Origin of the sequence: Bifidobacterium sp. M0399, assembly GCF_016100595.1 — a bacterium.
Classification (GTDB): domain Bacteria; phylum Actinomycetota; class Actinomycetes; order Actinomycetales; family Bifidobacteriaceae; genus Bombiscardovia; species Bombiscardovia polysaccharolytica.
The window spans coordinates 931131-945304 of record NZ_JACFSD010000001.1; the positions used below are offsets into that span (position 1 = coordinate 931131).

The following is a 14174-nucleotide window of genomic DNA, read 5'->3' on the forward strand; positions in this document are numbered from 1 at the left end:
GCCCCTCGAACAGGCCCAATCCCGACGGCCTCAAAAATCGCGTGATGAAATGTCGGAAACCCCCGGAAAATGCGGTGTTTGGGCCTAATCTGCGGTAATATCAGTCATTGACCGTTGGGCTTTCCCCAAATCAAGCAATGGGAGGCCCCCGAAAGAAGGATGTTCTATGGCATACAACAAGTCTGATCTCGTTTCGAAGATTGCGCAGAAGTCCAACCTGACCAAGGCTCAGGCAGAAGCTGCTGTCAACGCCTTCCAGGATGTCTTCGTCGAGGCCATGAAGTCCGGCGAGGGTCTGAAGCTGACCGGTCTGTTCTCGGCTGAGCGTGTCAAGCGCGCCGCCCGCACCGGCCGCAACCCCCGCACCGGTGAGACCATCAAGATTCCGGCCAGCTATGGCGTGCGTATCTCTGCCGGCTCGCTGCTGAAGAAGGCCGTCACCAACAAGAAGTGAAATCAGCCTTTCTGCAAGGGCCCTGGTATCCATCCACGGATACCGGGGCCCTTCTTGTTATATGAGGCCTGACGAAGCCTCTCACTGCAGACAAAACCTTAGGCACGCGGTTCTGAGGCACTCTTCAGGAAATCCATCAGGGAGCGGTATCGGGACGGGCCCAGGTGGTCGAAGGGGTCGGGCAGGTCCACCTCGACTCGGCGAGAACCACCCAGGACCAGGTGGCTCCAGTCGCATGACCATGTGCGTGTCCCCCGGTCTGCGGCGCGGACGAAGTCGCCACGCAGACGGGCCCGGGTATCCTCTGGAGGTTGATCCATGGCGCGCTCTACCTCGGAGTCGTCGACCGGTGAGCGCATGAGCCCATGCCTGACCAAGCCAGGGTAGGATCTTCCCGCGCTCAAATCGTGATAGTCCAAGTCCAAAGCCTGGGCCAGATCGCGCCCGGCGCCACGTCGACTCAGCCCCTGGAGCAGCCGCAGTTTGGCGGCCCAGTCCACCCAGTCGGCCAGGTCCTGCCAACGCCCCGCGTCCAACGCATCCAAGGCAATCCTCCAAAGTTGCAGGGCATGCAGAGCCTGGGACCGGTCGATGCCTATATCCTCCTGTTGGTCCACCAAGGCCTTGCAGGCTGACCAATAGGCCTCTTGCAGACCCAGAGCACTGATGCCGCCGGTCTTCGTCGAAGCCTCCAGCTCCAGGTTGACCCGGCCGGTCCGATCCCGGCTGACGGCTCGGACGGCTGCGCCAGGATCGGCCAGGGCCCAGTCGGCCAGGTCTGGCCTGCGGCCTTGACGGCAGGCTTGCTCAACCAGGTTGAGGACCAGGTGAGTGCTGGCCATCTTGAACCAGGCAGCCAGCGGCGACCGGTTGGTATCCCCTACGATCACATGCAGACGCCGCCATCGTTCAGGATCGGCCAGAGGCTCGTCACGGGTGTTGACCATGGGACGGGCGCGGGTAGTGGCCGAGGATACCGCTTCATCAAGAAAGTCGGCCCGCTGGCTGAGCTGGAACCCATCGGGGCTGAGACGACCCGCCCCGGTGATCAGCTGCCGCGTGACAAGAAAAGGAACCAGACAGGCTCCAATCATGTCCAAGGGGACCCTTCGGTCCAGCAGGTAATTCTCATGGCAGCCAAAGGCATGGCCCTGGGCATCCACATTGTTGGCAAATACATGAACCTCTACAGGCCTGCCCAGGTTCTCCGACAGGTACCTCGCGGCGTGCTCCGCAAGGTCGGTCATGATTCGTTCCCCGGCCAGCACCTGAGTCAGGGCTGTCAGTGGATCACGGGCCTCTGCCGTGGCATACTCCGGGTGGGAGCCTACGTCCAGGTAGAGTCGGGCGCCGTTGGGCAAATAGATGTTGGTTGACCCGTGCTTCTCAATCAGAGGGCGGAACATGGCCATGGCTACCCTTCCGGCAGCATATGGGCCACTGGTGCCGGTCAGGCTCAGTCCATACTCGGTCTCGATGCCGAATATCCTGCGAAAGTCCGAGTCAGTCCCCTGCCCGTCCGCCATGGATCACTGGCCGCCCTTCTGGACGAAGCCCTGTACATACTCCTTGGCATTGGTCTCCAGGGTGGTCTCAATGTCATCCAGGACGGCATCCAGGTCGGATCCAGCCGCCTGGACCTGTTCCTGTGCCCCAGTCTGCGGCAGATCCTCTTCCTGCTCCTGCTGCTGCCCGGCTGCCATGCGCCGCCCCTGCTGGGATGCCTCAGCCATGGTCGCTCTCCTTCCCTGCGCGGATCAGCGCCCGCTCAGATACGTATTCAAATCCTCCGCGATGAGCCCGTTGGTGGCTACCACGTCGTTGCTGCCCTCCCAGCGCACATGCCCGCCGTCCCAGCGCCAGAGGGTACCCTTGGCCTCTCGGACCACGACAGCCGCCGCAGAAACAGCAGGGATGTCCCAGGAGTGCAGGGCCGGTTCAAAATACGCATCGTAACTGCCGTCCGCCACCCGGCACAAATCCAGCGAGACTGGACCGACGCGCTTGATGTCGGCAGGCTTGCCGGCCATGCGCGAGACAATCTGCAGGACCTTTTCGGACTCGTTGGGGAAGTATGACATACCGAAGCTGATTACTGATCCGGTCAGGGTGGTCATAGTGGAAGGGATGATTTTCTCCCGTTTGTCACCCACAATGGTCCGTCGGATCCTAATGGCGCCCTGGCCCTTGGCAGCCAGATAGGTCAGGCCCAGTACCGGCGCATGCACGATGCCCAGAACCGGTGAAGCATGGCCCTTCTCGTCCACGGCGAACAGGGAGATGGTAAGCGTCCATTCGGCCATGTTGCGCACATAGTTGACCGGACCGTCGATGTGGCCTAGGCACCAGTAACGGCCGCCTGGACGCCGGTTGCCGGCCTCCTCTTCCCAGAAGCCGTCCATGGGGTCGAGAGCGGCGATCTTGGTTCGGCAGTAGCGAATCAGACGTGTGTCGATGCCCGGCGAAAACTGGGTGCCCTGGCCGATGGCTGAGGTAGAGCGGGGATCGTGGGGGTTGATCTGGTCCTGAAGGGCATGACGGCCGGCCTCCACGGCAATGGTGGCGGCCTGCATGGCCAAATCGCGCAATTCCATACTTCTCTTCTCTTTCAAACGGGTGGTCGAGGCATTGCCGACCGTGGTCCACCGGTGGTCGTCCGGTCGGATATCGGACTATTGTCTGCGCTACGAGCAGTATATGTCGCGGTCATCCCGGCAGGAAGACCGTGTGTGGCTCAGAGGATCGGACAAATCCACAACCCTGGTCCTAGGCTCTCCCTCCGGTCCCTGCTCCTCAAGAATGACACGACTCCAGGAGACGCCCCTGACCGCCTCAGGGCAGCGGTGGAGCAACTGGGAACGGCACCAGGCCCGTGTCTGCTCCGGCCCCTGGTCCATGGCCTTGGTGATCTGGTCGGGATCTGCCAGTCTCAAGATGGATCCTCTGAGTCGCCAGGGCAGATCACGACCGGGATCCACCCGTGCCCAGGCCAAATCCAGGGCCGCCAGACGGGGATCCGACCAGTCCGGTATGGCCCGGCGGCGGCGCAGGCGCTCCAAAAGCTGCCATTTGAGCAACCATTCCAATCTTCCTGCCTGATCGGTCATAGCAAGACGGTCCTCGTCGTCGCCCGAACGCACCACAGTCAGATCCTCGAGCACCTGGCCCCAAAGGTTCAAAACCCGGTCGTCGGCACAACCTGGCTGGTCGGCATCCCGTCTGGCCTGGCGGGCCGCATCCAGGAGTGCCCTTTGGATGGTCAGCGCATCGGCGCATCCTCCGTTTGCCAGAGCAAGCGGCTTGGCCAAAGTGACATCACGGGAAACCGTGTGCAGTGCAGACACCGGATCATCCAGGGTCCAGCGATCCAACAGCTCATCGATTTGGCGGGTCGAATCGCCCTCGGATTCCAAGAGTCCCAGCAGCAGATCGGTGGTCCCCAGCTTGAGAACCAGGGGGACATCCAGCCGGTTGGCATCGCCCACAATCACATGGAGACGGCGACTGTCCGGCCCTGCATGCGACTCGTCCCTGGTATTGATGATTGGCCGCCCGAAGGTGGTCTGCAGTCCAATGCGGCTGGTCAGATAGTCGGCGCGCTGGCTGAGCTGGAAGCCGGCCTCCTCGCTCCTAGGTCCCAGGCCCACTCTGCCCGAACCGGTATAAATCTGCCGGGTGACGAAATGAATGGTCATTAGGGCCGCTACCCTGGCAAAGGGCACCGCCCTGTCCATCAAATAGTTCTCATGGGATCCCCAGGCAGCACCCTTGCCGTCCACGTTGTTCTTGTAGAGCGCCAGGCTTCCTGCCCTTTCTGCTGCCTGGGCCATCATCCGATCACCCGCACGGTCCTGGACCAGCGCATCGAAAGCATTCACCGTTTCGGCCGAAGCATACTCGGGATGGGCATGATCCACGTAAATGCGAGCGCCATTGGGGGCTGCCACATCGATCAGCCGTGCACCGGGCGCATCCGTGAGCATACTCGGAGCGGCAGCGGAACGCGGCAACCGACCTCCCCTGGCATCATTGACCGGATCCTCACCCCCGTAGTCCCAGCGAATGTGGGCCAGGTCCGGATGGGCGGCGGCCCTTACCAGACGCAGGGCCAGAGCACGTGGATCAGCGCCAGAATCCTGGGGGTCGGCAATGGCGTACTCCGTCTCGGTACCCATAACCCGCCCGGCACTCATGACCGCTCCCCTGGCCTATCGACGGGACGAACCTCCTGGACCTGCCCTGGACGCAGTCCGGCCAGATCGGCCCAACGGTTCGGGTCCTGGCCGCGGAGCTCCTCAAGAGTGTCCTCATACTGCCCACGGACAGCCCTCATGCAGAGCCCAGGGTCAAGACCCACCTGTCGACCCTGTTCGATTGAGGCCTTGACCGCCATGGTCTTGACCCGATCAACCAGGTTATGCAGCATGGCGCCGGAGACCACAGACTCCAGGTAGAGGGGCTGCCAGCGGCCCGTGGCATCCATGATTTTGCCCAGCAGATGGTCATCATCCCTGGCGAAGAGCCCGTCGACCAGCACCTGGATCAGCTCCTCCGTCCCGGCATCATCCTCCATGGGCATGTCTGAGCCCAGATACTTACCCAGGATGGCGGCTGACCTGGTTCTGTCGGGCCGATCGATGCGGATCTTGACATCCAACCGTCCCGGGCGCAGAACCGCCGGGTCGATCATGTCGATGCGGTTGGAGGCGCCGATGACCATGACCTGGTCCAAGGACTCGACACCGTCCAGCTCGGTCAGGAACTGGGGGACGATGGTGGTCTCCACATCCGATGAGATGCCTGACCCCCGAGTGCGTAACAGAGCATCCATCTCGTCGATGAAGACCACCACTGGTCCACCCTGGCCTGCCAGGCTGCGGGCCCGGGCGAAGAGACGGCGGATCAGCCGTTCGGACTCGCCCACGAACTTGTTGAGCACCTCGGGGCCCTTGACCGACAGAAAAACCCCATGGCCGTCGCTCTCCTGAGCCAGGGCGCGGGCCAGGGCCTTGGCAATCATGGTCTTGCCATTGCCGGGCGGCCCATAGAGCAGAACACCCTTGGGGGCCTGAAGCCCATAACGACGCATCAGATCGGCATGCTGGAAGGGCAACTGGACAGCATCACGGATACGCTCAATCTGCCTGTCCAAGCCGCCAATATCAGAGAAGTCCACGTCAGGAGTCTCCTCCAGTAGCATGTCAGATTGGTCCGACTCAGGCAGAACAGTCAGGGCCATTGAACAGCTTTCGTCCATGAGCAAGGCGCTGCCCGCCTCGATAGGCTGGTCCTGCAGAGATCCTGCACGTGCGGCGATGCGGGTCTGCCCGGAGGGGTCTTCCACCAGCAAGGCACCGGATTCCAAGGTCTCGCGCAGCGTGCGGACCTGCCCAGTCACCGGCTGATCGCCCACACGCACCACCACCATATCGGCGTTGAGCAGAACCTCCTGGCCAGCCCTGATCCGCTCGGCGTGGATATCAGGCGCCAGGGGCACCACCATCCGCCTGGAACCGCTCAGAATCAGCAGGCGGGCCTGTTGTACCCCCTGGCTGTCATAGGCGACAGAATCAACTCCCAAGGCCAGGGCAACCGTCAAGGGCGGCTGACCCAGCTGGGCCAACTGGCTCTTGGCCTTGGCCAGCTCCTTGGCAGCCCTGGTAAGCGCCGCAGCCAGGGCCCGGTTGCGGCGATCCCCGGCCTGGTCCTGGCCATTTGCATCGTCGGCCTGGTCAACATCATCGGACTGCATGGCTTCTCTCCTTCGTCCGTCCCTGGAATTCCCGCTCGGCCTGGACAGCCGGCCGGACGGAAGGACTCAGCTGCAGTGGGCTCCTTCTTCCAAACGAGCTCCACGGGCCCAGTCCATAGCCTTCATGGCACGCTTGCCGGCGGCCTTGACCATCTGCAGCTCCAGAGGCAAGGTCTTGGTGCCCACCCAGAGGTGGCGACGGTCCATGGCGAGCCGCCCAGGCTCCAGATGCTCAGGAAGCCCGGGCTCGTCCCCTCGGGCTGGTGCCGCCCTGAGCACGGTCAGCCTTGTCTGCTTGTCCTGCGGGTCATCGCCTTGCCGATACAAACACCAAGCTCCGGGCTCTGGGCTGCATGCTCGAACCTGCCGATCCAAGGCAAAGACAGGCACATCGAAGCGCATGCGAGCATCCTGGTGGGTGATTTTGGCGGCCACCTGATAGGCGCCTTGCGTCTGCTCCTTGGGTTGAATCCGACCTTCAGCAAGGGCCTCCAGGCTGGCAGCCAGCAGGTGGGATCCATCCTCGGCCAGCCGATCCAGCAGCTCGCCCGAGGTCTCGTGCGGTCCAATCTCCACTGTGGACTGAGCCAGGATGGGCCCTTCATCCATGCCGGCCGTCAGCCTGAAGACCGTGGCCCCAGTGATGGTATCCCCGGCCCAAATGGCCCGCTGGACCGGCGCTGCCCCTCGCCACTGCGGCAGCAGAGAAAAGTGCAGGTTATACCAACCACCTTCAAAGGCATCCAGGACCGGCTGACGCAGGATCCGTCCGTAAGCCACGACGGCCGCACAGCTGGCACCCGTATCCTGCAGCCGCGCCGGAAAATCCGGATCGGATGGGTTGTTCTCGAGAACGGGAATCCCCAGCTTCAGGGCTTCAGCCTTGACCGGACTGGGACGCAGATGCCTTCCACGCCCCTGGGGAGCGTCGGGCCTGGTAAGCACGGCAGCAACCCGGAAATGCTCCTGGTCGGCCGCCAGCAATCTCAGAGATGGCAAGGCGACCTGGGGTGTGCCCGCAAACAGCAATGTCATGACCATATCGGCAATCTCCTTTTCATCTGACGGCTTTGGACCACTACACTTTCACTGCACCTGAGGAATGTTCACTCCTGCCTCGATCAGGGCGGTACGCAGCCCGTAGGGGTCACTGAATCTTAGGCTGCGGATGCCGGCCTTGTTTGCACCAACTACATTCATACCCTTGTCATCCACGAAGAGGGCCCTGTCAGCTTGGATTCCGAACTGATCCAGAGCATACCGGTAGATGGCCGGGTCAGGCTTGAGCATGTGGATGGGCCCGGAGACCACCACTCCGTCCAGCCTATGCAGGAAGGAGTCGCCGTCCCAGGCGTGGTGGAAGAGCTCGGAGCTCCAGTTGGTCAACCCCCAGACGCCCAGGCCTGCTGCTTTCAGATCCTCCACCAGCATGCGGGCGCCGGGCACAGGGCCGGTCAGTGAATCGACGAAGTGGTCACAGTAGTACGCGAACATGGCATCCCAGGGGGCTCCGCAGTTGGCGGCCACCCAGTCACGAGCCTGGGCACAGGTGGCTCCGCCGTCCATCATGTTGTTGGCCCGGTAGAAGCCGGAACGGCTGTCATCCAACATGGCCTCGATACTCCTGCGCCCGTATCGGGCCACCATGGCCATCTCGGGTTGCCAACGAATCAGGACGTTGCCGAAGTCAAAGATGACCTGTTCAATGGGTTGACCTTGGGCCTGAGCCGCTTCCTGCTCTGCCTGGATCACATCTGCCTCAACCCGGATCTCGCCCGGCCATCCCTTCATGACTCTCCGCCTTCCGTGAATTCGTCCATATGCGCCTCTGCCTGCGCCCCCTCATGAAACCACGCCGCATAGACCCTGTACATATCCGCCTGAAGCGACAGTCATGTCAGATCCTTGGGATCCATCCGGAAGCGCAGCTCTCCTCGCCCGCGACCGGCCACGTACTTGGCCTGAGCCTGCTTGAGATCGTCAGCCAACTTGTCCCGGCGGCTGGTGGGTACCCGCACCAAGGCTCGGACCCTGTCCTGGGTTCCCTCCAGATAACCGGCTTTCAGCGTGGAGGGCGCAGGTATGGGCACAGGCCCAAGCAGGGCAGGAACAGGTTCAGTGCCAGCATCTGTGACAGCCTCCTGACCCGGCGCAATCCCGACTGCGTCAAGCATCCAGACGACGGCCTCCCTTTCACCCCAGATCGCAGCCATGCCGACCGCAGGGGGCATGGCAGTCAGCCGACGATCCTCCAGATCCGCAGCGGCCAATACCGGCCCCTGCCAGGTCATCAGCGCCTGGGCCAGCTGGGGATCGCACTCCCCCAGCAGGAGCACTTGACCTCCCTGGGCCCGGGGGCGACAGAAGGATGCCACGCGCATCCAGGCTCCCAGGGTGTCCATGCGCGCATCGATGCCAGGGGCATACAGGCTGGTCCAGGCGTCCAGAATGGCTACGGCCCGGTATCCTCGTGACAGCCGGGGCAGATCAGGATCGTCTGTATCTGCTTTGTTGCCATCGACGCCCGAACCGACCACCCTGGGCTCGGCGCCCGGAGTGGCAATGACCAGACTGGGACGATCCCACACGCTCTCTACTACCCCGCGGGGCTGGCTGGGCGAAGAGATGACGATGGGCACATTTCTGAAGAGCATGCGCAGCTCCTGCGCCGTCCCAGCGGCGCCTACCCTGACGACCCGAAGCCGTGAACCCCCGCAATCCGGACAGGACCAGTCCGTAGCCGCAGCACCGCACCAGGCGCATCGGGGCGCACCAGGCCGCCGTGCCCGCAGGGGTCCGGTACAGCGCGGGCAACGAGCCTGATGATGGCAGCGAGCGCAACTCAGGCTTTCGAATATGCCGTCCTGAGGGATGGACAGCAGAACCGGACCACGCTCCAAGGCTTTGTTTATAACGGCGACGGCGGTATGCGGAACCCGGGCGCCCACGGTCGGGTCGGCCATATGGCTCAGTTCCTCCCGGTTCAGCCAGCGAATCCAAGGAAGCAGGGTCGTCACCGCGGACCGGTCAAGCGTCAAGGAGGTTCCTGGACCAGTCACGCCAGAGTCCGCCTCGGTGGCCTCGGGCAGACTCTCCCAGTGGGAACGCACGCTTCTGGCACGGGCCATGGCCAGGAAGACACCGCCGTGGGCACGCGCTCGCAATCTCAACACTCCGCGGGCGTTGGCGTATGGCATCATCCCGTCGGCGTACTGGTAACTGGCATCATCCATAAGAGCGAAGAGGGCAGGACCCTCCACCGGCGCGTACATGGCGGCCCGCAGCCCGATGGCGCAGCGGACCTGACCGGAAGCAAGAGCAAGATAGGCCCTGTAGCGCTCGGCGGGAGCCATGCCGCTGTCCAGAATGGCGAAATCACCCGACCAGCCGCGTGCCTTCTGTTGGCCCGGACCTGCTTCGGCAGAAGGTCCAAAGGGACGCAGTCCCAGTTGCTGGAGAACCGCAGACAGGTGAGCCACCTGACGGGTGCCCGGCAGCACCATAACCGCCGCTCGGCCGGCAAGCAGTGCGCCAATCAATACCCTGGCAGCCAACAGGGCGGCCTGGTCCACGCCAGGCAGAATGTCAGTCAGAAAAGCAGCGAAGGCATCCTCTTCCAGCGAGTGATCCAGTTTCTCCAGCCCCTGATAGCCCGGATCAAGTCTTTGTTTCAGGTCCTTTTGTCGCTGGGCCAGCCCGGCCACCCAGCTGGGGTCGGATGCCAACCGGGGTTGACCGGGAACCAGCTGCTGCTCCTTGTCGATCCGGGCGACGCGAGGGGGCAGGGCCAGACGCAGAATGTTGGCTTCAGTGCCGCCATAGGCTCTGGCGATAGCAGTGATGTCCGCGCGCAGGGAAGGTGAGATCAGGCTGCGATCCAACACCACCCGCTCCAGATAGCGCAGGGATGCGCGGGGAACCTGGCTATCTGAGACGCGTTCCCAGATGATGCCGTTGACCCTGCGCGCCCCGAACCGGACGCGAACCAGACATCCCGGCTGTGCATGATCGGCCTGATCGGCGTCCACCAGATAATCGAAGGTCCCGCCCAGATGAGTGGCCTGGACGTCCAGCACCACCCGTGCCACAGGAAGTTCATCGGCTGGTCGGCGCGGGGGCCTCTTTCGACTGCTGCTCGTACGACGACGCGGGGCAAGACCATCCAGGGCGGGCTGACTGACGGCCTGCGAATCCATGGCTGATCCTCTCGCTTTCACGATTAAGAGAGCCACGGCGGATTCCCCAGTTGATGACCCGGGAACCCGCCGTGGCTCTTGATGAACAGCTGCTACCTGGTCATGCCGATGGCAGCCTTGAGCTCGCCAACCTTGTCCACCTGCTCCCAGGTGAAGTCGGGGTCCTCCCGGCCGAAGTGCCCGTAAGCTGCAGTCTTGGCGTAAATGGGCCTCAACAAATCCAGCTCATCGATGATGGCGGCAGGCCGCAGGTCGAAGACCTTGCGCACGGCCTCCTGGATCTGCTCCCGAGTGACCCCCTGCTCGGTGCCGTAGGTCTCAACGTTGACGCTGACCGGATCGGCCACGCCAATGGCATAGGCCACCTGGACCTCGACCTTGTGCGCCAGTCCAGCGGCCACGATGTTCTTAGCCACCCAACGCGCTGCGTAGGCCGCGGACCGGTCTACCTTGCTGGGATCCTTGCCGGAGAAGGCACCGCCTCCATGATGGGCCGCACCACCATAGGTGTCCACGATGATCTTACGTCCGGTCAGTCCTGCGTCAGCCGCAGGACCACCCAGAATAAAGGAACCGGTCGGATTGACCAGCACCCGATAGCCCTGGTGCTCGACGGCCTTGCCGCAGACGCGATCCAGCACGGGCGTAATGACGTGCTCCATCAACTGCTCCTGCAGCCAGTCGCGCCCAACCTCGGGATCGTGCTGGGTGGAGATGAGGACCGTGTCCACCCGACGAGGACGGTCATCCTCATCGTATTCGATGGTGACCTGAGTTTTGCCGTCAGGCCGCAGGTGGGGAATGATCCCCTCCTTGCGCACCTGTGCCAGCCGGAAGGCCAGCTGATGGGCCAGGTATATGGGCAGAGGCATGAGTGTGTCGGTTTCATCGCATGCGTACCCAAACATGACTCCCTGATCGCCGGCCCCCTGGGACTGGTAACGCTCCTCACGGGTGGCGGCGCTCTCCTGGCTGGCCGACAGCCGTTCCACACCCTGGTTGATTTCCTTGCTCTGCTCGCTCAGAGCCACGGTCACGCCGCAGGAATCCGCATCCAATCCAATATCTGAGGAGGTGTAGCCGATTCTACGCAGCACGGACCGGACCTGGGACTGGATATCCGTGTAGCCCTGAGACGATACCTCTCCGAAAACGAAGAAGAGGCCAGTAGCCGCCGAGGTCTCCACAGCCACATGCGAGTGCGGATCCTGGGCGATCAGATCGTCCAGAATGGCATCGGAAATCTGGTCGCAGACCTTGTCTGGATGGCCCTCGGTCACTGATTCAGCCGAAATCAGCCGTCGCTCTGTCATTTCATTCACCTTTGTCTAGAAACCGTCACCGCCCGAGGACCCTGTACCAAGAGTCGAAAGGCTCAGTTGCCTTCGCTCAGATCGTCCTCGCCCAGGGTCTCTTCAAGCAGGCCCTCGTTGATCTCGCGGAAGGCGATGGACAAAGGCTTCTCCTGGTTCTGGTATTCGACCAGGGGACCAACGTTCTGCAGCAGGCCCTCATTGAGCTGCGTGAAATAGGAATTGATTTGACGGGCCCGCTTGGCCGCGAAAATGGACAGTGCATACTTCGAATCGGCGTGCTTCATGAGGTCGTCGATGGGTGGATTCGCAAATCCCTGCGGATGGGGCTCGGTACCGAATGCCATAAGATGTTTCTCCAATTCAACTGGATGAACCATTCATTCAATCTGTATGATTTTACCGCCCGGGCTCGATTTTAGCCCTGAAGGCTTCTCTGCCGGGAAAAGCAGTGTGAACACGCCGGAAATTCCAACATGTGGTCATGTTCGAGCCGTCACCGTCCACGTTCACTTGAATGAAACTATGCAGATGCGATCAGCCAAATTAATGAAGGAACGAGAGTTCGCGGGCGCCCGTGCTCTCTATCGTGCCGCTGGCGTCAAGGGCGAGGACTTCGGCAAGCCCATCGTGGCCATCGCTAATTCCTTCTCCGAGTTCGTGCCTGGGCACGTTCACCTGAACAAGGTGGGGCGTCTGGTCTCCAAGGCCGTCAAGGAAGCGGGTGGCATCCCCCGCGAGTTCAACACCATTGCTGTGGACGACGGCATCGCCATGGGCCATACCGGCATGCTTTATTCTCTGCCCAGCCGTGACCTGATTGCTGACGCTGTGGAATACTCGGTCAACGCCCACTGCGCCGACGCCCTGATCTGCATTTCCAACTGTGACAAGATCACCCCCGGCATGCTCATGGCCGCTCTGCGTCTGAACATTCCTACAGTCTTCGTCTCCGGTGGCCCCATGGAAGCCGGACGTACCGTCATGCCAGACGGGACGGTCCAGGAGAGCACGGATCTGATTGACGTCATGTACGCCTCGGCGGATGACAGCATCGACGATGCGGGCCTGCTGGCCTTGGAGAAGACGGTCTGCCCCACCTGCGGGTCCTGCGCCGGCATGTTCACCGCCAACTCCATGAACTGTCTGACCGAAGCCATGGGTCTGGCCCTGCCCGGCAACGGTACCACCCTGGCCTCACACACAGCCCGGAAGATGCTCTTCGAGCGTGCCGGCAAGCTGGTCGTCGAGATTGCCAACCGATACTACCAGGATGACGACGACTCGGTCCTGCCGCGTTCCATCGCTACCAAGAAAGCCTTCGAAAATGCGATGACCATGGATGTGGCCATGGGCGGATCCACCAACACCGTCCTGCACATCCTGGCTGCCGCGCAGTCGGCGGATGTGGACTTCACCCTGGACGACATCGAGCGCATCTCCCACACGGTCCCCTGCATCTGCAAGGCCTCTCCCTCCGGAGACTGGGAGATATCGGACGTTCACCGCGCCGGCGGCATCTGCGGCATCCTGGGCGAGCTGGACCGTGGCGGTGTCCTTCACCAGGACACGCATTCCATCGACTACCCTGATCTGGAGTCCAAGCTCAACGACTGGGACATCATGCGCCCCACCTGTCTGGATCAGGCCAAGGAGCTCTACCACGCAGCGCCCGGGCACATCACCTCCCCTGAGCCTTTCAACCAGTCCAAGGAGTGGGAGGACCTGGACACCGACCGCGTCAACGGCGCCATTCACGACCTGGACCACCCGGCCGTCTCTGAAGGCGGCTTGGCTATACTGCGCGGCAACCTGGCCCCCGATGGCTGCGTGGTCAAGACTGCAGGCGTGCCCAAGGAAATCTGGAACTTCCGCGGACCGGCCCTGGTGGTCGAATCACAGGAGCAGGCCGTTGAGGTCATACTGAACGGCACCCTGCACAAGGGTCAGGCCCTGGTCATCCGTTACGAAGGACCCAAGGGCGGCCCAGGCATGCAGGAGATGCTCTATCCGACCTCATTCGTCAAAGGCAAGGGAATCGGCAAGGACGTTGCCCTGCTGACCGACGGCCGCTACTCCGGCGGCTCATCAGGCCTGGCCATTGGCCATATCGCTCCTGAAGCAGCCAACAAGGGCCCCATCGCCCTGATTCGCAACGGCGACATGATCCGCATCGACATCCCCAACCGGCGTGTAGACGTCGAGCTGAGCGATGAGGAACTCGCCCAGCGCCGCGCAGAACTGGAGGCCGGCGAAGGCTATGTGGCCCACAGGGACCGCAAAGTCTCACTGGCGCTGAAGGCATACGCCGCTTTCGCCCGCTCTGCAGACAAGGGCGCCACACGCGACCCGGATCTGATCAACCGGTTGTCCGGTCTGGACTGATAGATCGAAAATCCCCCAATCGGGCTCTTACCCGATTGGGGGATTTTCGACTCTTCTGGAGTAAGGCCAAGTAA

The 14174-nt window shown here is 62.4% G+C and carries 12 protein-coding genes; 2 read left to right on the forward strand and 10 right to left on the reverse strand.

The window, feature by feature from the left end; translation table 11 throughout:
* Positions 1-166 precede the first annotated feature (166 nt).
* Positions 167-454, forward strand: coding sequence for an HU family DNA-binding protein (locus tag H3V09_RS03735; RefSeq protein WP_015022121.1), 288 nt, complete (start codon positions 167-169; stop codon positions 452-454).
* A 98-nt stretch (positions 455-552) separates the two neighbouring features.
* Here the strand turns inward: H3V09_RS03735 and H3V09_RS03740 are convergent, their stop codons facing one another.
* From H3V09_RS03740 to rpoZ, 10 genes are all read right to left on the reverse strand, one after another.
* Positions 553-1980 (reverse strand): proteasome accessory factor PafA2 family protein, encoded by a 1428-nt coding sequence (locus H3V09_RS03740; protein WP_198190979.1) that lies wholly within the window; start codon positions 1978-1980, stop codon positions 553-555.
* 3 nt (positions 1981-1983) lie between these two features.
* Complete coding sequence (locus tag H3V09_RS03745) at positions 1984-2187, reverse strand: ubiquitin-like protein Pup (protein ID WP_198190980.1); 204 nt, start codon at positions 2185-2187, stop codon at positions 1984-1986.
* 24 nt (positions 2188-2211) lie between these two features.
* Positions 2212-3048 carry an inositol monophosphatase family protein gene (locus H3V09_RS03750; RefSeq protein ID WP_045935548.1) on the reverse strand — a complete coding sequence of 279 codons (837 nt, stop codon included), beginning with the start codon at positions 3046-3048 and terminating at the stop codon, positions 2212-2214.
* A gap of 90 nt (positions 3049-3138) precedes the next feature.
* On the reverse strand, positions 3139-4647 hold the full coding sequence (dop, locus tag H3V09_RS03755; RefSeq protein WP_198190981.1) for a depupylase/deamidase Dop: 1509 nt from the start codon (positions 4645-4647) through the stop codon (positions 3139-3141).
* On the reverse strand, positions 4644-6206 hold the full coding sequence (arc, locus tag H3V09_RS03760) for a proteasome ATPase (protein WP_198190982.1): 1563 nt from the start codon (positions 6204-6206) through the stop codon (positions 4644-4646). The genes dop and arc overlap by 4 nt, the downstream gene beginning before the upstream one ends.
* Before the next feature lie 66 nt (positions 6207-6272).
* Complete coding sequence (gene fmt / locus H3V09_RS03765; RefSeq protein ID WP_198190983.1) at positions 6273-7247, reverse strand: methionyl-tRNA formyltransferase; 975 nt, start codon at positions 7245-7247, stop codon at positions 6273-6275.
* Positions 7248-7292: 45 nt separating this feature from the next.
* Positions 7293-7997 carry an HAD family hydrolase gene (locus H3V09_RS03770; protein ID WP_198190984.1) on the reverse strand — a complete coding sequence of 235 codons (705 nt, stop codon included), beginning with the start codon at positions 7995-7997 and terminating at the stop codon, positions 7293-7295.
* Between the two features lie 101 nt (positions 7998-8098).
* Positions 8099-10402, reverse strand: a complete 2304-nt coding sequence (locus tag H3V09_RS03775; RefSeq protein ID WP_198190985.1) for a primosomal protein N' — start codon at positions 10400-10402, stop codon at positions 8099-8101.
* Positions 10403-10494: 92 nt separating this feature from the next.
* Positions 10495-11715, reverse strand: a complete 1221-nt coding sequence (gene metK / locus H3V09_RS03780) for a methionine adenosyltransferase (RefSeq protein ID WP_046323134.1) — start codon at positions 11713-11715, stop codon at positions 10495-10497.
* A 62-nt stretch (positions 11716-11777) separates the two neighbouring features.
* The gene (gene rpoZ, locus H3V09_RS03785) at positions 11778-12062 is read right to left on the reverse strand and encodes a DNA-directed RNA polymerase subunit omega (protein WP_015022131.1); all 285 of its coding nucleotides are present in this window, start codon (positions 12060-12062) and stop codon (positions 11778-11780) included.
* Between the two features lie 178 nt (positions 12063-12240).
* On the opposite strand from rpoZ, the gene ilvD reads away from it, so the two are divergent.
* A complete protein-coding gene (gene ilvD, locus H3V09_RS03790) occupies positions 12241-14100 on the forward strand; it encodes a dihydroxy-acid dehydratase (protein ID WP_029678603.1) in 1860 nt (619 codons plus the stop codon).
* Positions 14101-14174: the final 74 nt, after the last annotated feature.

What these genes read in the sequence shown, in the direction of transcription:
- H3V09_RS03740 (WP_198190979.1), bottom strand. Translation starts at nt 1,980, where the DNA reads ATGGCGGACGGGCAGGGGACTGACTCGGACTTTCGCAGGATATTCGGC.
- metK (WP_046323134.1), bottom strand. Translation starts at nt 11,715, where the DNA reads ATGACAGAGCGACGGCTGATTTCGGCTGAATCAGTGACCGAGGGCCAT.
- ilvD (WP_029678603.1), top strand. Translation starts at nt 12,241, where the DNA reads ATGCAGATGCGATCAGCCAAATTAATGAAGGAACGAGAGTTCGCGGGC.
- H3V09_RS03770 (WP_198190984.1), bottom strand. Translation starts at nt 7,997, where the DNA reads ATGAAGGGATGGCCGGGCGAGATCCGGGTTGAGGCAGATGTGATCCAG.
- arc (WP_198190982.1), bottom strand. Translation starts at nt 6,206, where the DNA reads ATGCAGTCCGATGATGTTGACCAGGCCGACGATGCAAATGGCCAGGAC.
- dop (WP_198190981.1), bottom strand. Translation starts at nt 4,647, where the DNA reads ATGAGTGCCGGGCGGGTTATGGGTACCGAGACGGAGTACGCCATTGCC.
- H3V09_RS03750 (WP_045935548.1), bottom strand. Translation starts at nt 3,048, where the DNA reads ATGGAATTGCGCGATTTGGCCATGCAGGCCGCCACCATTGCCGTGGAG.
- H3V09_RS03745 (WP_198190980.1), bottom strand. Translation starts at nt 2,187, where the DNA reads ATGGCTGAGGCATCCCAGCAGGGGCGGCGCATGGCAGCCGGGCAGCAG.
- H3V09_RS03735 (WP_015022121.1), top strand. Translation starts at nt 167, where the DNA reads ATGGCATACAACAAGTCTGATCTCGTTTCGAAGATTGCGCAGAAGTCC.
- rpoZ (WP_015022131.1), bottom strand. Translation starts at nt 12,062, where the DNA reads ATGGCATTCGGTACCGAGCCCCATCCGCAGGGATTTGCGAATCCACCC.
- H3V09_RS03775 (WP_198190985.1), bottom strand. Translation starts at nt 10,402, where the DNA reads ATGGATTCGCAGGCCGTCAGTCAGCCCGCCCTGGATGGTCTTGCCCCG.
- fmt (WP_198190983.1), bottom strand. Translation starts at nt 7,247, where the DNA reads ATGGTCATGACATTGCTGTTTGCGGGCACACCCCAGGTCGCCTTGCCA.